Raw genomic sequence first — 25,917 nt, 5'->3', positions numbered from 1 at the left:
ATATACAAAAAAACAAAGCCAGCGTTTGCTGGCTTTTTTATGTTATTGCACTGTACTTCATAACAATATTGCAAAAACTTTAACAAATTAAATTTTTTATAATCAATAATATACAAGCAATACTCACATTTATTTAAATTAATTTTAAATTTCCTGCATCCAATCAAACCTCTCCCCCGTTATTAGCTATGAATATAATCTAAAACTAAAGGAAGAAATCATGAAAGTATTAACTCCGTCCATTTTAGCAGTTGTAGTATGCAGTACCTTAGTGAGCGTCCCAAGCGAGGCTTCTAGTCATCGCGAAGCACCAAACATTAGTCGCTTTCCAACATTAGACTCAACCGACTTTTATGCATTTAATAGTTATGAGCAAGGCCGAGATGACTACGTGACATTTATTGCCAACTATATTCCATTGCAAGATGGTTATGGCGGTCCAAATTATTTCGCCATGGATCCAGATGCCACTTATAGTATCCATATTGATAATGATGGCGATGCTGTTGAAGATATTACCTTTGCCTTTAACTTTAAAAGCATGTTGCCAAATGATAATAATGGCGTAGCGTTAACAGTGGGTCCTGCTGATAACCAACGTACCGTTGCAGTGCCTTTAAAAAATGTGGGTGGTGTCTCTTCTGGTGATAACTCAGCGGTTAATTTTAGCGAATCATACACTATGAGCATGATATCAGGCCCTATGCGCACCGGCACAAAGACGATGCTCACTAACAGCAGCACCAATACCAACGAGTTTGGTAAGCCTCTTGATTACATTGGTAATAAAACATTTAGCTCGATGGATGGCTACAAAACGTATGCCGACCAATTTGTTTATAATGTAGCTGTTCCTGGCTGTGATGCCATGGCAAAAGTATTTGTTGGACAGCGTAAAGACCCATTTGTTGTAAACCTAGGTAAAACATTTGATTTGGTTAACTACGTTCCAGTAGAAGGTGATAGTGCACCTGGTGCAGGAGATGGTGAAGGCTTTCCAGGTGGCATAACACAAAGTATGGATAATGATGACCTTAAGGATAAGAATGTAACCGCCATTGCTGTTGAAGTTCCTAAGGCATGCGTAACCGGCGAAGGAAATGGCACTATTGGATCATGGACTACTGCAAGCTTACCGCAAGCACGCATTTTAAATCCAAATGCTAAATTTGCTAACAATGCAGCCAACGGCGGTGCGTTAACGCAAGTATCTCGATTAGGTAACCCACTAGTCAACGAACTTGTTATTGGTTTAAAAGATAAAGACACATTTTCAACATCGCAACCAAAAGATGACGCACAGTTTATAGACTATGTGACACACCCTTCATTACCTGAGCTACTGAATATTCTCTTTAAAGATGCAGTAAATACAACGCTTGGCGCTAACCTAGAAACACTTGCTCCAACTAACTTTCCTAGAAATGACCTAGTTACAGCATTTTTGACTGGTTTCCCTGGCGTTAACCAATTAGCAACGGTCACGGGCGCCGAAATGCTGCGCCTAAATACGGCTATTGCCGCAAAAGCGCAAGCCGATCAATCTGCTTTTGGTGTTGCTGGTGATGATTTAGCGGGTTTCCCAAATGGTCGTCGCCCTGGTGATGATGTAGTCGATATTGCCCTGCGTGTTGTTATGGGCCGCCTATGTTACCCAGTGCCTGTAAATGGCACAGATACTGATTTAGGGCTGTGTAGCAGTGATGATGCGAGTATTGGTAACGTGCCATTTACAGATGGTGCACCACTTGACGCAACGATGATGGACTCAACTTTCCCATACCTAGCAACACCACTTGCAGGGTCTAAATAAGGAGAAACTCATGCAACAGTTAAAATTATCACCCGTTGCAGCACTACTCGCTGTAGTGATGCTTACAGGCTGTAACACCGATGATGACAAAAAAGACATAGAGCCACCACCAGTGGTGAATAAAGCACCTACCGCATCTGCAGATATGGTTACAACACAAACCGAAGTAACCATTGAAGATATGCTACAAGGTACTGATCCTGAGGGTGATACGCTGACATTTAGTTTAGTCACTGAACCTATGCTGGGCATGGTTGTAGTTAATACTGATGGTAGCTATGTTTACACACCGAATGCAGAAGCAACTGGCGCAGACAGTTTTACTTTTGCTGTAAGCGATGGTGTCAATGAACAAGTAACAGCCATGGTTGATATTACAATTGAAGTACTGGAAGTTGACTTTGCTCAGTTTAGTCGTGCTGCGTTTAATCAAGCGCCTACAGACAAGCCGCTAAGTGTTAACGGACGTACCTTTACTAATGCCGATGCAAAAGTCAATTATGACGACTTGCTGACGGATAATTAAGCTTTTTAATACCAACTTGCAGGCCATGGAAGGCCTTTTTAGGAGACACTATGTTGATTCGTGCCTTTACTTACTTTGCTCTAGTACTTTCACCTTGTTTATTCGCTGAACCAATTATACCTGCCGATAACACCATAATAGCCAAGGCACGCTCTGTTAGTACGGCGATATTGAATAATAATGAGTTAATGGCATTACTCATTACAACGCAGCAAGTAGGTCAAACAGAATTACGCCAAGGGCTGTTAAAATCACAATTAGAATTGCGCTACAAACAATCTAAAACACCCGATATTGGTTACATGTACGCTCGTGTTTTACAACGTGAACATCAATTTGAACACGCATTGAGTATTACTCAAGCAGTATTACAAAAAGACCCCCAACACGTTAATAGCCATTTACTACAAGCAAATATGTTGATGGTACAAGGCAAATTCACCGCAGCAAAACAACAATGCTTAAATCTTGTAGGCTTAGCACCTATGGATGTAGTAAACACATGTGCATTAGATGCATTAAGCCAAGATGGCCAATTAACACAAAGTTATCAAAGCTTAAAGAATAGTATTGTTATTAATAAGCAAAATGAAACCACCCGTCATGTGCTTGGTGAGATGGCGCTTAGGCTTAATAAACCAAAAGCAGCATTGGATCATATTCGCTCAATTGAGTTAAATACAGCCCCTGTCAGTTTGGTTGTATTGTGGGCTGATATTCATTTAGCTTTAGGGTCTTATCAAAAAATACTGAACTCTTTACCTTCACTAACTCACGATAATGAAAATTTAGAAGATGCATTATTACTTCGTTTAGCGATTGCCGAGCGAAACAACACAAAAAACCCACAAACTCAATGGCAAACTCTTATGTCAAAACGCGTGCAATTAAGAGAACTGCGCCAAGATGTATTTCATGCCAGCGATCTTGCTCGTTATTATTTAGACCTTGATCAACAGCCTGATAAAGCACTTTATTGGGCAAAAATTAATTGGCAACAGGCAAAACTACAAGTAGACCAACAGCTGTTGGCACGCGCGCAAGGAGCAACATTATGAAATATTACATCCACAGTCTTCTGTACAGTGTGTGCCTATTGCTCAGTAGCGCCGCTTTTGCTCATCAACTTAGTACCAGCTATCTCAGTTTGAATAAAATTGAAACATCCGAAACACTTTATAAATTTAGCGGTACATGGCAGATCCCACTGATTGATTTAGAACATAAAATTGCGTTCGACCTTAATCAAGATGGCAATATTGCTTGGTATGAAATCACCGCCAAGCGTGCAGCCTTAAATGAATTTATGAATGCCTCAATCAAGGTAACATCTATTGACGAACAAGCGTGCCTTGTCCAAAGTATCAACGACTTAAAGCTTGATAATCACTTTAACCAACCGTATGTTGTGCTGCCCATAAACATAAACTGTGCTGAAAAAGACGCGATAATACTTACATACAGTGCATTTTTCGATATTGACTCAAATCACAAACTCATCACCACAGTGAACTCGCAAACACGTGTCATAAGTGCTGATCAAACAACACAAGCGTTCGATTTTACCAGCACCAGTTACCTCGAAACATTTAAACAATATGTCTATCAAGGGATATTACATATTTGGCTAGGCCTTGATCATATTTTATTTTTAATTGCGTTATTGCTTACCTGTGTATTAGTCAGAAAAGATAGTAAATGGCAGGGAATAACATCAAAAATTGCTATTTTTAAGCATACCGCTTGGATAGTCACAGCGTTTACCTTGGCTCACTCTATTACATTGACGGCAACCGCAATGGAGCTGCTTTCACCTAATAGCCGATGGGTTGAATTTGGCATAGCTATTTCAGTATTATTTGCTGCATTAAATAATATCTGGCCATTGGTATTACGTTTAGGCTGGATCACCTTTGCATTTGGCTTACTACACGGTATGGGATTTGCGGGCGTTCTGGGTGAACTCGGTTTATCAAACGACTATCAATTGCTCAGTGTGTTAGCATTTAATTTAGGAGTAGAAATAGGCCAGTTAGCTATTTTAGCCGTTACTTTACCACTACTAATAAGCTGTAGAAAATATGCTGTATATCAAAAATGGGTGATGCCAGCGGGCTCACTTATTATCGCATTGATAGCAGTTCAATGGTCTATAGAACGAATTTGATAAATAAAACAAAGCGATGGGGTAAGCCCATCGCTTTAATATTGCCTAGCTTTTGCCTAACCTAGGGTTTGTTGAGCTTAGTAAAAACTCACTGAATCTTTTTAACTTTAATAGCTAAATTATCGACTAAACACCCATGTTTTGAGCTGTTAACGCGATAAAACTGGCTGTCTTCATTACCTGAAAGAACAACAGAAAACTCATCTTGTTGCGCTGTCGCTTGGGTATCTTTGGTTAAACACATGGCCTGCGTTAACGAGCGCAGCTTAGTATCACTAAAAATATTGGTAAATCGCTGCATAGGCAGTGGGGGTATCTTCATTGCGGGTAATGCTTTTGCAATTGTTTTGTCATTAATACTAAAGCCATCCTTAGTTATATTCACACGTGTCCCTGCAGGCCAATACGAATAATTAAAACTATCTGCATTGTGTGGTTTATGTAAATAAACAACACCATTTTTACCAATCACTGTCATTAATTTAGTACTACCAGAGTTAATGACCACCAACGCAGTTGTTTCATCGACACCAAACCCATGTGGCTGTTTTGTCGCATCTAACAACGTTGCTAAACGTGCTGTGCGATCACGTTCACTAAAGTGGGTATCCAGTATACCGAAGTTAAAACTGCCAAGGCCACCCTCGCCTTGGTAGGTTAATGAGTCACCAGATAGGCCTTTATCACAGTCAGTAGTGCAACGTTCACTCGGTGCTGATTCAGCAAAAGCCCCATCACGCAAAGCACTAAGGCTTGTGCCGTTGGTGATCATCGCCACCTGCCCATATTGATTTTTACCACCACTTTGAATCGCTGTTCCGGCGCTTGTTCCTACCAACAACGGGCGTGAGCGTAATACCTCTGTCCACGGGTAAGGTTCTCCAGCATCATCAAATAATACTTTGCGCGTTAAACTTTGGTCACCGCCATTGAGCATTACACCTGTTGCCGACCCAATTACATTAACCAAATTTTCAACACCTAGCTCGCACAGCGCCAACTCTGCTTTGATACGATCGGGGTAGATAACATCACGATTATACACATTCATGGTTTTTTCGCGGATACTCGCCAATTGCGCGCATTGTCCGCTGGTAATCGCCTTTGCAAGTGCCGGTGTTAACGCCAGCCACTTAGAGGCAACACCATCAAAATCAAGTAACCCTTCATAAAAGTCTGCTGATTCATAAGGGTCGCGGCTAGAAGCTGTAATAGCTAAAAAGCTCGGCTTAGTTGCACTTAATTTTGCAGTAGCCGATATAAAATCTAAAATATCATTAGCCGCAGTTTCACTATTCAGTGTGGTATTAACGACTTCTTTAAGGCGCACTTGCTGGGCATCAATAACTGGAATTTCAATACTATCCATAACAAAGTTATACTCAGCATCGGTTAGTTGATTAAGTAGTGCATTATCTAAGTCTCGCCAAGCCCATAGCAGGTCGCTTTTAGTGTATGGTGAAGGGTGTTGGCGCGCCATTTTAGCTAAAACCTGCAATGTTTTATTGTGATATCCTGCATTATCGTTAGGCCAATTTAATTTAATTTGATTTAATGTTTCGCGGGTTAACTGATATTGGTTAGCGTTTTTACCACTTAACTGCTTTTTATCTTGGCAATTGTTTGGGCTCATGCTTGAACATGTTGTTAAAGCACCCCCCACTAAAACCAAGGTCTGATTTTTTTCATTTGCAGATGTCGTGGAAGAATATGAAGCTAAAATCAGCAAAGATGCTGCCAAAAAACCATTAAAAGGTTTAACCCTAAATTGTTCCTGAAAGATTTCCATAATGTTACTCGCATGTAAAATATAATGATAAATAGCTTGCAGTCAGTCTTTATGCTTGCTATAAAAAAAGGAACTTTAAAATCGCGAGTAAGCTAGCACTCAATAACTAGCTTTGTCAAAAACCTTTTGGATTGGAATTATGTTTAAAAACGCAACATCGCTTTGTACATATTTCTACTCTCCTCACTACCTTTCGGAGTGGTTTGACGAGTAGCCACACCTCACATTATCGTGAGGGGCTAACTGTGTCTAAACATCACTGCCCTGTCTGAAACCAATCAAATTTAAAGCAAATAAAGACTAATTAACGTTAGTTTTAGCAGCGCTTTGCAGTTGCTATTAATTTTGCCACAAATCGATTGGAAAAATCATAATAAAAATGAGCAAGCTGCTGTATTTAAAGCATGTTTTGACTCTTGAATAAGACAAAAGGTAAATTAATATGTTTCGTCAACTAACTATTGCAGCGGCAATAAGCGCATCGCTTTGCCCTGTTGCTACTGTGTATGCACAAGAAAATGGTGAATCAACAAACATTGAACGAGTAGAAATTACAGGATCGCGCTTAAAAGGCGTCGACCTTGAAGGTACAATCCCACTAACAGTATTAGACCAAGACGCAATAAAGCGCTCAGGGGCAAATACTATTCATGAGTTATTAAAAGACTTATCAGTATTTAAAGGCGGCAGCGGCACCTTTTCAACCTCAGAAAGTGGCGGCACCTCAACCTCAACACCGGCTGGCCAATCTGCTGCAAGCCTTCGTGGTATGGGCCCTTCAGCAACATTAACGCTTATTAATGGTCGTCGTGTTGCCCCCAGTTCTTTTGCTGCAGGCACTGAAAACTTCGTCGATGTAAACTCTATTCCACTGGCTGCTATCGAGCGTATTGATATTTTAGCCACGGGTGCCTCAGCTGTTTATGGTGCTGATGCCGTCGCTGGCGTAATCAACTACATCTTAAAAGATGACTTTGAAGGCGCTGAAATAAATACCTCTTTAGGCAACAGCTTTAATAGCCACGATGAAGGTAAAAAACAACTAAACCTAGTTTATGGTACTAAAATTGGCGACAGTAACTTAACCGTATTTGCCGACATTTATGACCGAAACGCATTTAAAGCAACAGATCGTGATTATACGGCATCGCCTTCACTGGTTAATGGCTATTCGTATTTACCAAAACTCGAAAACTCACCAAACATTTATTATTTCAGCAGCCGTGATGGTAATGAGTTACCGGCTCCAAACTGCAAAACTGAGCTAGTCACTACTGAATTTGGTGAACAAATATGTGCCTACTACCCAAATCAAGACGATTATTTGGATACGCCATTTGAAAGTTTATCAACTGGATTCATGTTTAACAGCAATGTGGGTAAATTTGATTGGCACACTGACTTTTTCTACAGTCAAACAAAGTCTAAAGCCTATTCGTCTCCATCACCAATCAATCAAATCAATGATGATGACGGCCCGTTTATTTTAGAAGATGCACTATTTATTTATGATAATGCTGACGGCAGTAATGACTTGATGGATCAGCTCTATATTGACCCATTTGACACCCAAGCGGGTCGCGAGGTTTATGGTTTTGGTTTTGATGCACGCTTTAACGCCCCACGTACAGTGGAAGTTGAAACCAAGAATTTTCGTTTAGTGAGTAGCCTTGCTGGCGATATTGGTGATTGGGGCTGGGAGTCTGGCGTAACGTTCTCTCGCTCAAGTTCAGAACAAGAAGCCATTGATGGTGTATACAATCGTTATCAATTTCATGGTGCGATTACAGGTGAGCTATGTTCAGACGGCACACTGGCAAGCTATGATGGCGAAAATCTTAACTGTGCATCTGGGGAATTACTGCCATTTTATAATCCATTTGTGCAAGGCGATGCAGCGAATGATGCGGTTTTAGCAACAGCACAGGCACGCCCAACACGCAGCGGTGAAAGCACCGTATACGGCTGGGATGCAAACTTTAACGGTGAGCTATTTACCTTTAATGACTTACCCGCTTATGCGTCATTTGGTGTTGAAGCCCGTCGTGAAGAGTTAAGCGACATACCATCGCTTGATTCGCAAGCACGCCCTGAAAACGCCTACCTAGTCGATGTATTTGGTTTTGGTTCAAGCCTATCAGAGGCTGATCGCACTCAATATGCAGCATTCGCTGAGCTGAGTGTGTCATTGACCGACCAGATAGAATTACAAGCAGCGGGTCGTTATGATCATTATGATGACTTTGGTGGAACATTTAACCCTAAGATTGGCCTAAGCTATCGCCCTACTGACTCATTAGTTGTTAGAGGTTCGTGGTCTACGTCATTCCGTGCGCCTTCACTAACCCAAGCGGGTGTTAAATTAAGAACCACCCAATCAACCTTTGATTGCGGTGCAAACCAATCCGTATCAGACCTTTATTGTATGGGAGATGGCACTGAGGTAAGTGTTAACTCACTTGAGCTGGGCAATAGAGACCTTAAAGCCGAAGAGTCTGAAGCAATCAGTGTTGGTTTTGCATGGAGCCCAAGTGTTGATACTAACTTAACAGTTGATTATTGGCAGTTTGATCACGAAGAAGTGATTGATACTAATATGACTGCGGTACTTGATCGTGCCAGCACAGATGCTTCACTTCGTCATTGCGGTATTGTGCCACAAGGACAACAAGGCATCTCTTATGATAGTGAATTGTGTGAAATCAGTGACAACAGCGGATTAAACATAGAACAAGATGGCGCTAATTTAGGCGAAATCTTGGAGAATTATATAACTGAGTTTAATCCGCGAGACGATGAGCTGTTTCTACCATTATTTCGTGATCATGTTATCCCACTTGAAAATACCGGTACTCAAACATTAGCAGGGATTGATATTAAATTTGATCATCGCTTTACACTATCTGGCGGTGACTTAACATTTGCATTTGACGGTACTCACTACCTTGAGTTTGAACGTAATAAACCAGGCTCTGATGCAATTGAAAAACTCATTGGGACCTATCGCTACCCTGAAAATATTGGCCGTGTATCAATCGATTGGGAAGCACAAAGCTACTACCTAAACCTTGGCGCAAATTACACCAGCAGTTATGAAGATGATATTGAAGGGCTTAAAGGCCGTGAAATTGACGAAATTGATGAACTCGGTGAACTTGATTCACAAGGTAACCACCAAGTGGATGATTGGCTAGTATGGGATTTATCAGCAGGTTATTTTGTTAACGATGCACTCGCTATCAGAGTGCGTATAGATAACATTTTTGATAAAGAGCCGCCTAAACTATATGGCTCAAGCCGTGGTTTTGACTCAATAAATCACAATGCCTTCGGCACACGCTACACGCTTAGTGCCAGCTATCGCTTTTAAAGTTACTTGCGGATAGCCGTGCTATCCACTACACCATCCAAATTGCACTCAGTGGCATAACAGTTAAATTGTTGTGCCACTTATTATGAGTGTTAAACTTGTTGGATGCTGATCTTTTTAAGCAATAACCTTCCTTGGTTAAAAGTGAAATTATGAAAAACAAACAATTTACCATGCCTGATGCAAGTATCATCTTGTTATCAGTGGCTGTTATTGCCTACCTGGTCGCCTTATTTATTACACCCGGTTTTTTTAATGCTGAGCAGGGAAGCAACCGAGTTGAACTTGCTCAATACCAACCTGTCACACAGAGCACATCAGCACCTATTTTTGCCGAAGGCGGTGAAATAGGCCTTGCAAATGTGTTATTTGAAGGGCTAGTGTCGGGCGATAAATATGGCGCAACCATAGGTGTAATGGCGTTTATACTCATTACCGGTGGTGCGTTTGGCATTATTATGAAAACGGGTGCAATTAATAACGGCATTATGGCCCTCATTCATAAAACACAACGTGTTGAATGGCTGTTTATCCCACTCATTTTTTTATTATTTTCGTTGGGTGGGGCCGTATTTGGCATGGGCGAAGAAGCCATTGCTTTTTGCATTGTGCTACTCCCTATCATGAAGCAACTAGGCTATGACGCAAAAGTCACGGTCTTAACGACTTACGTAGCAACTCAAATTGGTTTTGCCACCTCGTGGATGAACCCATTTAGCATTGCTATTGCCCAATCTATTGCAGAAATTCCGGTGTTTTCTGGCGCGGGCTTTAGAATGGCGGCTTGGTGTGTATTCACACTGTTTGGCTTAGTGTTTACCGTGCGTTATGCCAATTCAATAAGGCAGACTAAAAGTGAGCAAACACAGTCAAGTAACCAACCAACATTAGATATAGCCGATAAGCTAATTCTATTAACCTTTGTTGCTGGTATTGCATGGGTTATCTGGGGTGTCATGGCTCGCCAGTACTATATTCCTGAACTGGCGGCGCAGTTTTTCTGTATAGGTTTAGTCAGTGCTTGTATTGCCAGTGTGTTTAAAAAACAAAGTGCCAATGAAAGCGCCGATGCCTTTAAACATGGCGCGCAAGAGTTATTACCCGCAGCCCTATTAGTGGCTTTGGCAAAAGGTGTTGTATTGCTTTTAGGTGGCAGCGATTTGAGCACGCCCTCTACACTTAATACGCTTTTGTATTACAGTGCAAGTAGTATCGCTGCAGTGCCTGACTACGTTGCAGCATGGGGAATGTTGTTATTTCAAAGTGTATTTAATTTCTTTGTTTCATCAGGGTCTGGGCAAGCTGCCATCACCATGCCTTTAATGGCACCTTTAGGCGATTTACTCAACGTATCTCGTCAAATCGTGGTACTGGCTTTTCAGTTAGGTGATGGACTCACTAATATACTCATACCTACCTCTGCCAGCCTCATCGGCTGCTTAGGAATTGTTAAATTAGATTGGAGCGAATGGGCGGCCTTTATTTGGCGTTTTACCGCAGCACTTTTTGCATTAGCAAGCGGCTTTATCTTTCTTGCTTATTTTATTAATTATCAATAAAAAGACGTTTATATGTTAACACTTATTTGTGGGGCACACCTTTACACCCCCAGCCCTCATGGGAAAATGGATGTACTAATAGCTGGTACTAAGATCATTGATTTTCAAAAAAAGATAAATATAGACAGCAATACAAATATAAAAGTAATTGACGGTACAGGCTGTATACTCACACCCGGCTTTGTTGACTCACTGGTACATATTACCGGCGGTGGTGGCGAGGCAGGCTTTGCCAGCCGTACACCTGAAATGAACTTAACCGATGCCACCTTACATGGCATAACTACCGTTGTTGCAGCACTTGGTACAGATTCAAGCAGCCGAACGCTCACTAATTTAGTCGCAAAAGCGAAAGGATTAAAAGAGTTGGGCTTGAACGTATTTTGTCACACTGGTTCATACCACCTTCCGGCAAAAACCCTCACGGGCTCTATTACTGATGATTTGATGTATATTGACGAGTTTATTGGTGTCGGTGAAGTGGCCATTTCAGATCATCGCAGTAGCCAACCTACGGTTCAGCAACTAGCAGAACTTGCCGCACAAGCTAAAGTGGCAGGAATGCTCAGCGGCAAAAAAGGCACGGTGAGTATTCATGTTGGCCCTATCGATAGTCACCTCAGCATTTTGCATGATATTGAGCAACAGACGGATATCTCGTTAGCGCAATTTTATCCTACTCACATGAACCGTAATAAAGCCCTGTTAGATGCCGGTATTGACTTTTGCAAAGGCGGTGGCACGATTGATTTTACCACCAGTACCACTGAATACGATTTAGCGAACGGTGAATACGCAGCAGCACGAGCCCTCGCTTATTGTTTAGACCAAGGTGTTGATAAAACAAAGCTAACAATGAGTTCAGACGGCCATGCAAGCCTGCCTATTTTTGATGCTGATTTTAATCTAATTGGCCTAGAAGTAGGTAAAGAAGCGTCCTTACACGATTCTTTTGTAGAAGCTGTAAATGTGTATGGGGTGAGTATTGAAGACGCATTAATGGCTATAACCAGTAACCCAGCCAATGTATTAGGCCTCAAAAAGGGCAATATCGCGATAAACGCTGATGCTGATTTAGTATTAATGGATAGCCAAAGCCTAAAGCCTATACACGTTTGGAGCCAAGGCAGTCTAATGGTAGATAATGGATTTGCAGTGATTAAAGGTCCATTTGAGTAACAAAAGGGGTGATTAACTCCCCTTAATTGAACACCCTTAATTGAATAAGCTGTAACTTTAACAGTCAGATTTGATCAGCTTAACTCAATCAAATCTGACCGTTGCATTTGTAGAATAAAAAGGGACAGGCACATATAGTTTTGAGAAAGATTACGTTATTTTCCCGTTGTGGCTAACACTTACCATTATTTTTTCACTCAGCTTGCTTTAGAGTATTAAGTTTAATCGCTTGGGAGCGACTTCAGGTTATAAAGATAAGCTAGAAATTGAATTCTTTAATTTGTATCAATAACTTAATGGGTTAAATTTTTTAACCTACGCCTTTGTACCATTTCACATCGTTGGTGGCGGCTTGTTGCTTTAACCGTTGTTTACTGCCTGCAAAATTTGAATATTGCTGCCTAAAACGTTGAATTGATTCAAGCCAGTGCGCTTCTTCTATATTCAGAGTGAGCAGCACTTTTGGTACTGCCTTGTTGATATGTCCTTTTTTCTTTGGATCTATGTGGCGACCACTCCAGTCAACTAATTCAATGTAATCGGCTAAGGCAAAAGGGATTGTGTTTTTAATGTGGTTTCCACCAAATGGCTTTAGCTTTGCGGGTTGACTTTCATGCTGAAGAGCCTCTGTGTGTTTGAGGGGTTTATTCTCTTTGACCGTGTCTGTGGTGAAGGCTTTAAAATGCGCTATGCGTTCTTGAATTGAGGTGAAGTCACTGTCTTCAAGCGTGTCAGCTATATTTGCTCTGATAGGGTTCAAATCAACGTAGGCCATGCAGCTGAGCACTGCGGTTTCATCTAGTAATGCTTGTGATTTGTAGCGTCCTTCCCAGTATTTACCTGTGCAGTTATCTTCTTTATTGGCTTCGCGGGCAACGTATTCATTAAGATTTTTCATATACCAGCTGATGTCATACAATCTTTCCCGCCATTTGGCGATAATCTCATTGAAAAAGAGCACACTTGCTTTATCTAGCTGCTCACCGTTTATGTAACGATCAACTAAAACATGCCCATTGTAAAGCTGATACCAGCGGTTAATTACTTCATCATCAGACCAATCAAGTGCTTGACGCCTATTGACGTTAACAACAAGGTGGTAGTGATTGCTCATAACTGCATAAGCTGCAATTTCTATAGCAAATATACTACTTAATAACTTTATCCGATCTATTAGCCACTCCCGACGATGATCAAAGTTTTTACCTGTATATTTATCATCCCCGCACAAAAACGCTCGCCTAACACATCGTGAGATTAAATGATAATAAGATGTGGATGCTAAATCAATCAGCTTTTTTCTTGCGCGAGTCATAAAATATCAACTTTATTTAAACTGTATATAACAACAGTAGTTGATACATTGAATTATGCAAAAAAAATGTGTCTGTCCTGTTTTACTATTAGATCATAGTAACCCAGTGGTTTCAAGGTTAAAATACAATCAGATTTGTATAGTAGGATATGTTTCTAAAAAGAGTAATTCTACAGCCTCAACGCCCTGTTAACAGGCAAAATACAGTTGGCTAAAATAGGAACGAAGTGACAAAAGCCAACTGTATTTTGTCCTTGTTTAACAGCTTGTTATACGCACGTTAAATTGACCAGAAATAAGCAATTATGAATGCTATAAAAAAAGACAGTATAGTTGCCTTTATATTCATGTGTTCGACTTTATATCTGGCCACACTTAAGAAAGTAGGCCCTATATTAACCTGTATATCTTCATTAACAATAATATCAGTAACTAAGATGTCATATGCTGAACAAATCGACTGGGCCGATTCTTGTGATGCTATTCCTGATTTTTCAATACGCTGAATTGTCCTTAAACTAATTCCTGAAACATCAGCAAGATGAGACTGACTCCATGCTTTGGATTCTCTTAATTTCTTTAACTTCTGTATGTCTAATTGCATTTCCATAATTATTTCCTAAAAGATAAAAACCTTAATCATTATCGTAAGAAAATACCTCTATTGATACGTCATCTATGTGACATTCACCGGCGTTAATGTGACACCAACGCGTCAAGTGCGTATAACATCTTATTGAACACCATTTTGGTGGTTTATAACACACCAAAACGGCGTATATTACATAGCCTGATAATTTCACCAATAATTACTTTTGTAAACAAGTAATTAAAGTAGCATGAATTCAAAGCTCGCTATTATGCACCAAAACGGCGGTTAATAATGTTATCGGACAAAGTTAGGCTCCTACTCAAAGAAGTAAGAATAAATTTAACTTTTCAGTGTCCGGTTATCACTTAAAGCTGCCTGCCAAATGAGGCCCTGACCTTTTCATCCAAACTGTAAGACAGGTGTAATCTACTACACCTTAATTTATATCACTTAAGGTGTTTTTGAGACCAGTAATTGCTCTACTCTAACGCCTTCTACATCCACTACTTCAAATTTAAAGCCAGCGTAGTTAATAAACTCTGCTCGTTTTGGAATGCGCTTCATTGAGTAAATTAGAAAACCAGCAACGGTTTCATAGTGCATTTGTTCTGGAAACTCATCAATTTCGAGCACTTTAGCCAACTCTACCACAGGGGTTAAGCCATCTACCAACCACGAACTTTCGTCGCGCGCTATAATCAACTCATCACCTGTGTGGGTTATTAAATCGCCCATAAACCCTTTCATTAAGTCTTTAACGGTCACAATACCGACCACCAGCGCATATTCATTCACTACTACAGCAAAGGGTTTTGCAGCACCTTTAAATGCGTTTAATGCTTCAGATAAACTCAGTGTTTCTGGCAAGTAAAAAGTGTCTTTTTCGAGTAAACCTTCGTTGATGTTGGCCGCTTCACCTTTAAGCACCTGACGTAAGATATCTTTAGACTCAACAGAACCAATAAGTTTATCCAAATTACCATTGCACACTAAAAAGTGATTATGCGGGTGATCAATAATCTTGCTGGCTATATCTGCACTGGCCTCTTTAATATCAAAATAAACTATTTGATCGCGTGGTGTCATCACACTGGATAAAAAGCGCGCTTCAAGGTCAAACACGTTACCAATTAAGTTATATTCTTGTTGTTGCAAGCTGCCATATTCAGCGCCGGCATCCATCATTGCCACAATGTCTTCCGTGGTAACAATATCTTCACGCTCTGCGGGTACTTTAAACAACTTTAAAATAATATTTGTTAGACCATTAAAAAACATGACCAGTGGTGTCAGTGCAAACGTCACCCAGCGCATGAGTGTAACAAGCCTTACCGCTACGGCTTCGGGCATAATCATTGCTAAGCGCTTTGGCATTAAATCGGCAAATAAAATAAACAAGGATGTAATCGTAAAAAATGAAATGATAAAACTAATTTGAGCTAGTAATGGGCCTTGATAAACCATGACTAAAACCCGTTCAACATACGGAGATAACGCTTGTTCGCCGACAATACCGCCTAAAATTGCAATCGCATTGAGCGCAATTTGAATCATGGCAAAAAAGGCACCGGGTTGCTCTTGCAGTTTTAATACCGCTGCTGCGTTAGCACTTCCTTCATCCGCCATAACCCTTAGTTTTATTTTGCGCGAAGCCGCGATTGCAATTTCTGACATAGCAAACAACGCACTGATCAAGATCAATAAACCAATCCCGATTAAATCACCCATTTATTACTCCAACAAGATGCGCTTTCATCAATAAAAGCTGCTGAATTATAGGCTCTTTTGAACCCAGATCAACAACTATTTATAAATATAAAAACAAACAAAAACAACCACTTAAATAATTTAGTTTATTTCTGAAAATACGCGGGTTAATTCTTCTTTAGTGGCAACATCTAGTTGTTTATGGCAAGCGAAATAAAGCGCTGGCTGCGTAACTTGGAGCTTTAGTACTGCCTTGAGGTTGTCTTTTACGGCGCTTCTACTGTGTTCATACTCTACACGCTGCTCAGGCAGAATGACTAAGTCAATGCTGTTTTTTCGACTGCTGACAATATTAAAAATATTATCGAAGCTATCTATCAGTAAAAGGTTTTTACCCTCTTCAAAGCCTTGTGATAATAAGTAATGATGACTGTAATTGTCTTTAAGAACAGCAATACGGTATTGCTTTGCCTGCTCTAAGTTATCAAGCGTAATAGCTTTTGAGTTTAATGAATATAGATAAGTGTTTAGGTCTGACAATTTAGCAATCCAAACTAACTTGTCTTCTCGTCGTTTGGAGCGTGAAATAGAAAATATGCAGGTTTGCGGATCGCGTATCGCAGTGTTGTAGGCGGTGCTCCAGCTGTGAACTGTAATGTTGTAATCAAGCGAGGAGTTATCAAGCACTTTACGAACTCTGTCGTACACATGCCCGGTTAACTGATTATTGTGATCGAGGTATTGTGCTGGTGGGAAGTTTTCAGTTACTACCGTTAGCTTAGCAAAACACAGTGAACTAAAAAAAACACATAATAAATAGATCCATTTATTCACTACAACCCCACTTTACTTAATTGTTTCATCATTATTTGTTGATGACTAATTAAATATAGCGTCAATTAACTGATAAGTGAATAGAAAACAGGCTATAAAGCCTGTTTTAATTTTAATAATCTGAATAAATTAGCGGTTCATTGCATTAATTAAAAATGCTGAGATTTTAGCACCTTCCCTCAACGTTGTTTCTGAGCTTGATTGACCCACTAAAGAGCTGTCAGTAAATGGCGCAATTTCCATCATGTCAGCACCTGTAATTGGGAACTCGTCTGCAAGAGCAGACAATATATCAAGCGCATGTTGTGGTGTTAAACCATTGCCTTCAGGTGTACCAGTAGCAGATGCAAACTCTTCATCAAGTGCATCAATATCAAAACTTACATAAAGCTCATCGACATTATCTGCTTTTAACTGTGCAATTACTTCATTGGCAATATCTTGCGCGCCACGCTCGATAATTTCGTGCGCCCAATGTTGCTTAATACCAAACGTTGACTCCCAGTGCTCTTTAGGTTTACCACTTGAGCGAATACCAAACTGAACCAAGTTCTTTGGCGCAGGTAAATACTCTAGAATATGTGTGCACCATGAGCCAAAACATAAATCGATACCTAAGCGTTCAACAAGTAAGTCTGTATGCGCATCAAAGTGAATGATTGCTGTGCGTTTACCCTGCTCACGCTTTGCTTTTAGGTATGATTTAGTTAATGGGTAACTAATTGAATGGTCGCCACCTATACCAAAAATACCTTTGTCTGTATATGTAGCATAAAAGCTGTCGCACACATCTTCAGTGATTGACAAAGGGCTAACATAATAATCACTGTTAGGGTTGTCGTATAAGGCTTTTTGGCAATTGCTGATGGTTGCTTCATTCAAATATTTATCGTGTAATAAATGTGGAATAACGCGTACATCACCTAAATCAAACGATTTCGCTTGTGGTTGTTGATCAATCAGGGTTGAGCGTAAAAACAGCGGGCCCCAATTTGCGCCGCGCAAAATACCACCGCCACAATCAGAGCTAATGCCAAGCATAACCGCTTTGTGTGGGCTATCTGAAAGAGTATCTAAAGAGTCACGCCATAATGGCTCAACGTTATCTTCTTGACCATAAAGCTTGTTACGTAACGCAGCTTTACGTTCTTTGGCTGTATTAACCGTAAAAACACCATCACCAGGTGGGCATAAACAGTGCTCAACTTTACTTTTGAATGTTTGCCATTGTGTGCTCATTTCGATTCCTTAACTGTATAATTGCGTAATTATGCAAAAAAGCATTGTTGCAAATAAGTTTAATAAAATTTTAATATTGCGGATTTACACGGTTTAATCTACTTAGACTGGTTTCGTTTTTACACTGTGAAAAACAAAAATATCATTTAATATCAGTAAATTAAACTTTACTACCATACAACACATTAATTCAACTAAAGTGCATTAGGTGAGTGATATAGTGTCTGTTTAGACAAGTCAACCTTTGTAAAATTGTTGATATAGCGCTATGTGATTGAATATTCATAGAGAATGAATAAATTCAGTAAAGCATGCTTACTAACTTTTCGCGCAATACCGCCTTTGAACGGTAAGCTCGCAATTAATTAGTACCGCACGGTTTAGAGTAGTTTAGCCACAAACGGACATCCGTCCTGTACTTAGCTATCTTTAATCGTAATGATGCTAGATTGACAACAATTCTCTATAAATTTAGCGTTGTTAAACGTTAATTATAAAAAGTAATAATAAGGTAGCACCAATATGGAAAAGGTATTTCACCTAGGACTTACTCGCGATGACTTGCTAGGCGCAACATTAGCAATTGTACCAGGCGATCCTGATCGCTCTGCTCGTATTTCTGAACAGTTAGAAAACCCACGTTGCTTAGTTCGCACCCGAGAGTTCCATGCTTATTTAGGCACACTCAGTGGTCAATCAGTGGTTATTTGTTCAACAGGTATTGGTGGGCCATCTACTTCAATTGCAGTAGAAGAACTCGCTCAACTTGGTATAGATACATTTTTGCGTATTGGTACAACAGGTGCCATTCAGCCGCATATTAATGAAGGTGATATTTTAATTAGCCAAGCATCTGTTCGCTTAGATGGTGCAAGCCAACACTTTGCACCGCTTAGCTACCCCGCGGTATCTGATTTTTTTGCAACACAAGCAATGGTAACGGCATGTAATAACTTGGGTATTGATTTTCACATTGGTATTACCGCATCAAGCGATACGTTCTACCCAGGTCAAGAGCGTTATGACACTTACTCAGGCTACGTACCTAAAGCATTCCAAGGTAGCTGTGAAGAGTGGCAAAAGCTCGGCGTTATGAATTACGAAATGGAATCTGCCACATTATTTACAATGTGTGCAGCATTAGGACTTAAAGCGGCGTGCGTTGCGGGTGTGTTAGTAAACCGAACTCGTCAAGAAATACCAAACGTAGACCACGGCGAGATTGAGAAAAAATCCGTTGCCGTGGTACTTGAAGCCGCCAAAGTACTACTTAACCTGAACTCTGGTTAAGAGGTGTACTAATGTATTGATATTTAATCACAAATATATTTATTAGTCTCCAGCCGGAAACTTTTAGCGTTAACAAGGCGAATTTACGCGTCAATAGCTGGCCTATTGCAAGTAAATTCAACGCAGTTAGCGTTGAAAGTAGCCGCTGGAGATAGATTTATTATCCAGAGTTCAGGTTACTTAGTAAGTCGTAAACTATAGGTTTCTAAGGCTGGTAAGTTAGCATAACTTGCCAGCACAGCCTCACTTACTTGCTGCTGATTCTCAACACCTTTGGTCTGCACTAACTCTATCTTCTGAATTGTTTCAGTATGCATACGTAAACCAGCTAAATACAACTGACTAATTGCGCTTTGCAGTGGTGCAAGGCTTGGACTATAAGCGGCATTTTCAGCGTAACGACCATAAAAGCTCCCCTGTTCAAACGTGGTAATTTTTACAGCGCTGAAATTTTTTGTATAAGGCACATACGCATTTAATGCAGCATCGATTAAGGTGTCACATACCCCATTTTGACCGACTACACTTTGTGTAATTGGAGCGGGGTTAAATAAGCTGTACTCATTGCCTAGATCAGTGGGCCCAAACGCAGCGGGTAATAACTCATTGAGTTTATAATCTTGGCTTGGTAGCAAAATATCAAAGGTACTAGCATCTGCAAGTTCATTCATAAACTGACGGCAATAACCACAAGGCGCATCACTGATTGCTATTTTCACAATCGATTTAGCCCCATTAAGCCATGCATTATTAATCGCTGACTGCTCAGCATGCACCACTAAACTCAATGGTTGATTTGTAAACTCTACATTGGCGCCAAAATAAAAGTTTACCTGCTCATTCTCATCAAGGCCAAGTACGACGGCCCCAACAAAAAAGTGTGATACAGGTGCTACTGCAAACAAAGATGCTATTGGTAAACATGCTTTTAGCAGCTGCTCTTGTGTAAGTGAATATTCACTACAAAGATTATTTATATCGTCGGTAGTCAGCCTACCTCTTTGTAATTTTACTTGATTGAACAACGCATCGCGCTTTGGTTCATCAAATAGATACGTGTGCCCTGTTATTGAATTTATAGGCGAAGAAGATGTTGATGAAGTCATAAACACATTTTACTTATCTAATGGCTTCATAGTGTAAAATGTTCAGTCGCTAATTACCAGATTGATTTTCAAGCCATGCCTTTGCACTTCTAAAACATTCAAAGTTTTCAGCGGTGATATTAAAACGTTTCGCTTTTTGTAAAAATAAATCGTGCATAAATCCATCAAAACTAACCACTCTTGCGACTGTACAATGTTTTAGCCAATTTGAAATCACAGGCATTATATTCAATAAATCACTCGCAGGAAAACTATGTGTTACCTCAGATACATCAACAAGTAACTTGTTGCTGCCATACATAGCAACATGTTGTTGCGCTATTTGATAAAAATTAATCACATCCTGTGCTGACGCGTTCCCTCGCAATGTCATCATAATTAATGATGTAGATGCATCAAATGTGATGCATGTTGAAATATTTGACATTAAACGGCTCGGTCGATTTAAAACAGGTTAAACTAAATAAGAAGAGCTCTTATTTAACAAGGCGAGTATTTTAGTTTTTTATTAGCTTTAGTCAAGATATATCATACCAACAGGTCAGACCAGGGCTTTAAAACATAAAAAAGTACTAATTTTCTTAAGCGAAATTAAGAATATTCTGAGGTTTAACGAGCCCCATACACTTTATAATGAATCTAACTTTATTAATGATTGGTGTAAACGGTGATATTTTATGCGAAGAATTGTGTTTCTGTTTACCCTTTTGGTTTGCATTTTCCCCGCAATTGCTACCCCATTAGACAAAGACGAGTTTGAAAAATTACGAAATGAAATTCGTGATGACTATGCACAGAGCCCTCATACCGCAGTGGCGAGCTTAAACGAATACTTAAACAGCGACAACTTTACGCCTGATCAGCGACTAGTTTTACTAAACTACAAAGCATGGTTTCAACTTGAAGCAAAACAGTTTGCAGAAGCGATGCAAACACTCGTTATCTATAAAAACCTAGCCGAAAAATCCTCCAAACGTGGTGTGATGTATGGGTATTACAATATATCTGCCGGCATTTATATAGAGCTAGATTTGCACCAACTTGCCCTTGAGCATTTATCTGAAGCACTTGAGTATGCTGCCCTATTGAGTGATGACATAACAAATCAAACACTTAACAATATAGGCACCGTATACCTAGATCTCAATATGTTAGACGAGGCCGAAACTACATTCAGGCGCTACTTAGATTATTTAAAACAATCCAATAAACCATTAGATAATGCAATAGCAACCTATAACCTTGTTGAAACACTGATTGCTAAAGAGCAATACGCTGAAGCAAAATCCCTTCTTGAAGACATTATTCAGTTAAAGCTACAAAATAAATTTGATTATTTATTAGGTGAAGCCTATTTGCTAATGGCAAAAATAGAGCATGCTGAACAACAATACAAAGATGCGCTATCATCGCTCAATCAATCCTTAGCAGTTTATACTCGCCAAGATTTAGTACATGGCCAAAATGAAGTGCATTTAGAGTTAGCAAAAATCTATAATGCAACGGGACTTATTGACCAAGCCGTCCATGAGCTTAAGTTAATAAACAGCCGCGATGCTGATTTATCATTTGTTGCAGAAGTTTATCAATTTCAATCCTCTTTTTATGAATCTAGAGGGCTTTACCAACAATCGATTGAGTCTTTCAAAAAATATTCTGAGATTCAAACACAGCTTATAAAGCGACAAGCTGATGTAAACCTTGCAAAAGCACTTGCTCAAGCTGATTTAAATGAAAAAGAAGTTGAAATTGCTGAGCTAACTAGAGAAAAACAATTAAAAACCGTACACGCAGATTCTTTTAAAAGACTGGCACTGACGATTACTATTTCATTGCTTGTTATTTGCATAGGTTCATTTTTTGCGTTAACTAACATTTACAAACGCAAACAACACCTTGCACGTACCTTAGTTCAGCTAGAAAAAACCCAAACAAGCCTTGTTGAAGCTGAAAAAATGGCAGCGTTAACAGCTTTGGTTTCGGGTATTGCGCATCAACTTAATACACCTATCGGTACAGCAACAACGGCAATTTCTTTCATTAGTGACAATCTACAGCAACTTGATTGTAAATTTAAAAATAAAACTTTAAGTACTAAAGACTTTAACCAGTTCATTATTAACACTGATCAAGCCAAAGATTTAGTGATCAGTAATATTAATCGATTAGCCAGCATGATTGAGCAATTTAAAGCGTTGAACGTGGCTAATGCTATACTAAACCCGATGAAAAAATTTGAACTAAAAGACTTTACGCTACAGAGAGTTGACTCATTAAAAAGCAATTTTTCAACTAATATCGATTTTCAAGTTACGGGGGATGAGATTACTCTCACTTCACACCCATTAATTATAAGTGATGTGTTTAAAACCTTAGTTATAAACGCCTATGAACACGGTTTTAATAATACACAAAATCCGCTGATAACTATCGATATTAAAAAAATGAAAAACAAGGCTCTCATTACTTTTCAAGATAATGGCAGCGGAATTGATGAACAAATATTAAAAGATATTTTTACCCCCTTTTACTCCACCAATTTAGGCGGAAATAATTTAGGGCTTGGCTTGAATGTGGTATTTAATGCGGTTAAGTACAACTTGTTCGGTAATATAAGCGCCACACCTTGTGAGTATGGCGCTTGTTTTGTTATTGAAATACCAATTGATGGGCTCAATGCTGAAAAACAACATATTAAAGCCCATCAAAGTGAGTATTAGTTAGCCAGTATTACGCATGCCTGCGGCAATGCCCGTCATAGTAATCATTAAGGCATTATCAATATCTTTAGAGCTTCCTTCTTCAGCTTCGCGAGAACGCTTTAAAAGTTCAACTTGCAGAACATTAAGTGGGTCCGTGTAAGGGTTACGAAGGCCAATTGATTCTTTAATCCAAGGCTGTCCTGCAAGCAGGGTGTGCTGCGGGCTGAGCGATTGAACCAACGCAATCGCCTCTTTAAGTTCGTTACGTAACTGCGTGCCTAACGGTTTATATTGAGCTTCAACGAGCGCATCATCGTAATGCGCACTTAACCAACTATCTGCTTTACTAAATACCATTTCTAGCATTTCTAAACGTGCTCTAAAAAACGGCCATTGCTGGCTCATTTCATTAAGTGTATCTATACCATACTTTTCAAGTGCCGCTTGTAAACCTGTTAAAGCGCCAAGCCATGCAGGCAACATTAAACGATTTTGGCTCCATGCAAATATCCATGGAATTGCGCGTAAACTTTCAACACCGCCATTTGGGTTACGCTTTGCAGGGCGTGAGCCAAGAGGCAGCTTACCCAGTTCTTGCTCAGGGGTCGCCATTCTGAAGTAAGGGACAAAGTTTTCATCAAAGCGCACTACATTACGATAATGCTCACATGATTTTTCACTGATCAGCGCCATCACATCACGCCACTTATCCTCAGGCTCTGGCGGCGGTAATAAATTGCTTTCAAGCACAGCGCCTGCATAAATATTTAAACTTTGAAGCGCAACATTAGGTAGGCCAAATTTAAAGCGGATCATTTCGCCTTGTTCGGTTACACGTAAACCTCCTTTTAATGACCCTGGTGGCTGTGAACGCAGTGCTTGCGCAGCTGGTGCCCCACCACGGCCAACAGTACCGCCACGGCCATGAAATAAGACTAATTCTATATCGCGTTCTTTAGCTAAGTGTACAAGCTTGTCCATTGCCTCATATTGCGCCCAACCAGCGGCCATCATTCCAGCATCTTTGGCTGAGTCTGAATAGCCAATCATGACATTTTGTACACCATCTGCCTGCCCACGATACCATGTATTATCAAGCAGCTGAGTAATTACATTATGGCCTGCATTTAAATCATCGAGCGTTTCAAATAACGGCGCAACTGGGAGCTTAAAACGACAACCGCTTTCTTTTAGTAACAACTGTACAGCCAGCACATCAGATGCTGTGCGTGCCATTGAAATAACGTACAAACCGAAGGTTGACGCATCTTGTTTTGCGATCACATCAAATGTATCAAGCACTTCTTGCACATCGGCGCTCGGCTGCCAATGCTTTGGAATGAGTGGACGTCGCGAGTTAAGCTCTGCAAGTAAAAACGCTTGTTTGTCTTCTTCTTGCCATTGGTTGTAATCCCCTAGCCCTAGATAACGAGTCAACTCTGAAAACACATCAGCATGGCGAGATGAATCTTGGCGAACATCAAGTTTAGCTAAACGAATACCAAAACTATTGATACGATGAAGCACATCAAGCAAAAGGCCATCTGCTACAACACTCATATTTGTTTTTAATAATGAGCGGTAGCACACCTCAAGCGGCTGCTTGATTTGATTAATATGCGTGACAATGTCTTGCGCGTCAGAGCGCTTATTCATTATTTTAGCGCCAAGATGCGCGACAGTTTCGCTTACTTGTGCTTTTAGCGTTTTTAACACAGCGCGGTACGGTTCGAAATCTTGTCCTGCTAGTTTGATCAGTTCATCACTGGCTTGCGACATCGAAAGTTCTGTACTGAGTGTATCTATATCTCGGCTGTACAAATCAAGCGCCATCCATCGACCATGATCAAGTACTTGTTGCGTCACCTGTGAAGTAACAAACGGGTTACCATCTCTATCCCCGCCCATCCATGAGGTAAACTCAAGCGGGCTATAATCATTCGGTAGTTCTAAATCAAGGTGCTCCTTGACCTCCTTGCTAAAATCTCTTAAAAAACGCGGCACCGCATGCCAAAGGCTGTTTTCGATTACCGCGAAACCCCATTTAGCTTCATCAATTGGTGTCGGCCGAGAGCGGCGAATATCATCGGTATGCCATGCTTGGCTGATTAACTGCGCAATTCGATTTAGAATATTTTCGCGCTCATAAGGCAAGTTATCTGTTCGCTCAAGCGAAGCCAAGCAATCGCTCAACTCCACATGTTTATTGATAATTGTACGGCGGGTCACCTCAGTGGGGTGCGCCGTTAAAACTAAATTAATGTGCAGCTTAGATAAACTTTCGGCAATTTCATTCGGGTTCAATTTATCTTGCGCAGCCTGACTCGATAACGCTTTTAACGTTTGAGTAAGCGGACTAAGCTGGCAAAAGCCAACATCATTAAAACGTGAAATAGTGTGAAATTGTTCAGCAACGTTAGCCAAATTTAAAAAGTGATTAAATGCACGTGCGACTGGTAAAAGTTCTTCGTCTGTTAACGCATGCAATACATCAATCAAGGCTTGGCGATCTTGCTCGTTACCTGTGCGTGATGATTTAGCCAAAGTACGAATCTCTTCTACCTTGTCTAAAATCGCTTGTCCTTGGGTGTCTTTAATTGTTTGGCCCAGTAATTGACCTAGTAAGTTGACGTTCCCACGCAAGGCGGCATATTGTTCACTCATTCCTAATACTCCATTGTTGATGATTCGACCCAAAGGGTACTAATAATAAACTTAACCGGACTTTA

The 25,917-nt window shown here is 40.2% G+C and carries 18 protein-coding genes; 9 read left to right on the top strand and 9 right to left on the bottom strand.

Translation table 11 applies throughout. The features are described from left to right. Window positions 1-220: 220 nt before the first annotated feature. From ACFI4Z_RS05800 to ACFI4Z_RS05785, 4 genes are read left to right on the top strand one after another with little or no spacing between them, the layout of a single operon-like run. On the top strand, window positions 221-1,813 hold the full coding sequence (locus ACFI4Z_RS05800) for a DUF4331 domain-containing protein (RefSeq protein ID WP_462669749.1): 1,593 nt from the start codon (window positions 221-223) through the stop codon (window positions 1,811-1,813). Window positions 1,814-1,823: 10 nt separating this feature from the next. After that, complete coding sequence (locus ACFI4Z_RS05795) at window positions 1,824-2,339, top strand: Ig-like domain-containing protein (RefSeq protein ID WP_462669748.1); 516 nt, start codon at window positions 1,824-1,826, stop codon at window positions 2,337-2,339. A gap of 50 nt (window positions 2,340-2,389) precedes the next feature. After that, entirely contained in the window at window positions 2,390-3,397 is a 1,008-nt protein-coding gene (locus tag ACFI4Z_RS05790) for a tetratricopeptide repeat protein (RefSeq protein WP_462669747.1), read from the top strand. Next, entirely contained in the window at window positions 3,394-4,506 is a 1,113-nt protein-coding gene (locus ACFI4Z_RS05785; protein WP_462669746.1) for a HupE/UreJ family protein, read from the top strand. The genes ACFI4Z_RS05790 and ACFI4Z_RS05785 overlap by 4 nt, the downstream gene beginning before the upstream one ends. An 88-nt stretch (window positions 4,507-4,594) precedes the next feature. Here the strand turns inward: ACFI4Z_RS05785 and ACFI4Z_RS05780 are convergent, their stop codons facing one another. Next, window positions 4,595-6,139, bottom strand: coding sequence for a cyanophycinase (locus tag ACFI4Z_RS05780; protein WP_462669745.1), 1,545 nt, complete (start codon window positions 6,137-6,139; stop codon window positions 4,595-4,597). A 598-nt stretch (window positions 6,140-6,737) separates the two neighbouring features. Here ACFI4Z_RS05780 and ACFI4Z_RS05775 point away from each other — a divergent pair. The 3 genes from ACFI4Z_RS05775 (at window position 6,738) to iadA (ending at window position 12,403) form a co-directional block, all read left to right on the top strand. After that, window positions 6,738-9,665, top strand: a complete 2,928-nt coding sequence (locus ACFI4Z_RS05775; RefSeq protein ID WP_462669744.1) for a TonB-dependent receptor domain-containing protein — start codon at window positions 6,738-6,740, stop codon at window positions 9,663-9,665. A 152-nt stretch (window positions 9,666-9,817) separates the two neighbouring features. Continuing rightward, the gene (gene yfcC / locus ACFI4Z_RS05770; RefSeq protein WP_462669743.1) at window positions 9,818-11,224 is read left to right on the top strand and encodes a putative basic amino acid antiporter YfcC; all 1,407 of its coding nucleotides are present in this window, start codon (window positions 9,818-9,820) and stop codon (window positions 11,222-11,224) included. Between the two features lie 12 nt (window positions 11,225-11,236). Next, the gene (gene iadA / locus ACFI4Z_RS05765; protein WP_462669742.1) at window positions 11,237-12,403 is read left to right on the top strand and encodes a beta-aspartyl-peptidase; all 1,167 of its coding nucleotides are present in this window, start codon (window positions 11,237-11,239) and stop codon (window positions 12,401-12,403) included. A gap of 310 nt (window positions 12,404-12,713) precedes the next feature. Here iadA and ACFI4Z_RS05760 read toward each other — a convergent pair whose 3' ends face one another. From ACFI4Z_RS05760 to ACFI4Z_RS05740, 5 genes are all read right to left on the bottom strand, one after another. Beyond that, window positions 12,714-13,718: a transposase gene (locus ACFI4Z_RS05760; RefSeq protein WP_462669741.1), complete on the bottom strand. Its 1,005-nt coding sequence runs from the start codon at window positions 13,716-13,718 to the stop codon at window positions 12,714-12,716. 280 nt (window positions 13,719-13,998) lie between these two features. After that, window positions 13,999-14,328, bottom strand: coding sequence for a helix-turn-helix transcriptional regulator (locus ACFI4Z_RS05755; protein WP_099028560.1), 330 nt, complete (start codon window positions 14,326-14,328; stop codon window positions 13,999-14,001). Between the two features lie 432 nt (window positions 14,329-14,760). Then, the gene (gene paeA / locus ACFI4Z_RS05750) at window positions 14,761-16,038 is read right to left on the bottom strand and encodes a polyamine export protein PaeA (RefSeq protein WP_462669740.1); all 1,278 of its coding nucleotides are present in this window, start codon (window positions 16,036-16,038) and stop codon (window positions 14,761-14,763) included. Window positions 16,039-16,158: 120 nt separating this feature from the next. Then, entirely contained in the window at window positions 16,159-16,851 is a 693-nt protein-coding gene (locus ACFI4Z_RS05745; protein ID WP_462669739.1) for a substrate-binding periplasmic protein, read from the bottom strand. Between the two features lie 129 nt (window positions 16,852-16,980). Continuing rightward, window positions 16,981-18,090, bottom strand: coding sequence for an arginase family protein (locus tag ACFI4Z_RS05740; RefSeq protein WP_462669738.1), 1,110 nt, complete (start codon window positions 18,088-18,090; stop codon window positions 16,981-16,983). Window positions 18,091-18,612: 522 nt separating this feature from the next. Between ACFI4Z_RS05740 and udp the strand changes: the two genes are divergently transcribed. Next, window positions 18,613-19,380, top strand: coding sequence for a uridine phosphorylase (gene udp, locus ACFI4Z_RS05735; RefSeq protein ID WP_462669737.1), 768 nt, complete (start codon window positions 18,613-18,615; stop codon window positions 19,378-19,380). Between the two features lie 176 nt (window positions 19,381-19,556). Here the strand turns inward: udp and cdd are convergent, their stop codons facing one another. Beyond that, window positions 19,557-20,486 (bottom strand): cytidine deaminase, encoded by a 930-nt coding sequence (gene cdd / locus ACFI4Z_RS05730; RefSeq protein ID WP_462669736.1) that lies wholly within the window; start codon window positions 20,484-20,486, stop codon window positions 19,557-19,559. A gap of 49 nt (window positions 20,487-20,535) precedes the next feature. Next, a complete protein-coding gene (locus ACFI4Z_RS05725; protein WP_462669735.1) occupies window positions 20,536-20,913 on the bottom strand; it encodes a hypothetical protein in 378 nt (125 codons plus the stop codon). Window positions 20,914-21,163: 250 nt separating this feature from the next. On the opposite strand from ACFI4Z_RS05725, the gene ACFI4Z_RS05720 reads away from it, so the two are divergent. Then, entirely contained in the window at window positions 21,164-23,206 is a 2,043-nt protein-coding gene (locus tag ACFI4Z_RS05720; RefSeq protein ID WP_462669734.1) for an ATP-binding protein, read from the top strand. Here the strand turns inward: ACFI4Z_RS05720 and ppc are convergent, their stop codons facing one another. Continuing rightward, entirely contained in the window at window positions 23,207-25,852 is a 2,646-nt protein-coding gene (gene ppc, locus ACFI4Z_RS05715; RefSeq protein ID WP_462669733.1) for a phosphoenolpyruvate carboxylase, read from the bottom strand. Window positions 25,853-25,917: the final 65 nt, after the last annotated feature.

This window comes from Pseudoalteromonas sp. RWi3, assembly GCF_054960735.1.
This window is presented reverse-complemented; position numbering and strand designations above follow the sequence as displayed.

Coding starts and splice junctions, on each gene's coding strand:
- ACFI4Z_RS05760 (WP_462669741.1), bottom strand. CDS start 13,718: ATGACTCGCGCAAGAAAAAAGCTGATTGATTTAGCATCCACATCTTAT.
- ACFI4Z_RS05780 (WP_462669745.1), bottom strand. CDS start 6,139: ATGAGCCCAAACAATTGCCAAGATAAAAAGCAGTTAAGTGGTAAAAAC.
- ACFI4Z_RS05755 (WP_099028560.1), bottom strand. CDS start 14,328: ATGGAAATGCAATTAGACATACAGAAGTTAAAGAAATTAAGAGAATCC.
- ACFI4Z_RS05790 (WP_462669747.1), top strand. CDS start 2,390: ATGTTGATTCGTGCCTTTACTTACTTTGCTCTAGTACTTTCACCTTGT.
- udp (WP_462669737.1), top strand. CDS start 18,613: ATGGAAAAGGTATTTCACCTAGGACTTACTCGCGATGACTTGCTAGGC.
- ACFI4Z_RS05800 (WP_462669749.1), top strand. CDS start 221: ATGAAAGTATTAACTCCGTCCATTTTAGCAGTTGTAGTATGCAGTACC.
- cdd (WP_462669736.1), bottom strand. CDS start 20,486: ATGACTTCATCAACATCTTCTTCGCCTATAAATTCAATAACAGGGCAC.
- ACFI4Z_RS05740 (WP_462669738.1), bottom strand. CDS start 18,090: ATGAGCACACAATGGCAAACATTCAAAAGTAAAGTTGAGCACTGTTTA.
- ACFI4Z_RS05720 (WP_462669734.1), top strand. CDS start 21,164: ATGCGAAGAATTGTGTTTCTGTTTACCCTTTTGGTTTGCATTTTCCCC.
- ppc (WP_462669733.1), bottom strand. CDS start 25,852: ATGAGTGAACAATATGCCGCCTTGCGTGGGAACGTCAACTTACTAGGT.
- ACFI4Z_RS05775 (WP_462669744.1), top strand. CDS start 6,738: ATGTTTCGTCAACTAACTATTGCAGCGGCAATAAGCGCATCGCTTTGC.
- iadA (WP_462669742.1), top strand. CDS start 11,237: ATGTTAACACTTATTTGTGGGGCACACCTTTACACCCCCAGCCCTCAT.
- ACFI4Z_RS05785 (WP_462669746.1), top strand. CDS start 3,394: ATGAAATATTACATCCACAGTCTTCTGTACAGTGTGTGCCTATTGCTC.
- ACFI4Z_RS05725 (WP_462669735.1), bottom strand. CDS start 20,913: ATGTCAAATATTTCAACATGCATCACATTTGATGCATCTACATCATTA.
- paeA (WP_462669740.1), bottom strand. CDS start 16,038: ATGGGTGATTTAATCGGGATTGGTTTATTGATCTTGATCAGTGCGTTG.
- ACFI4Z_RS05795 (WP_462669748.1), top strand. CDS start 1,824: ATGCAACAGTTAAAATTATCACCCGTTGCAGCACTACTCGCTGTAGTG.
- yfcC (WP_462669743.1), top strand. CDS start 9,818: ATGAAAAACAAACAATTTACCATGCCTGATGCAAGTATCATCTTGTTA.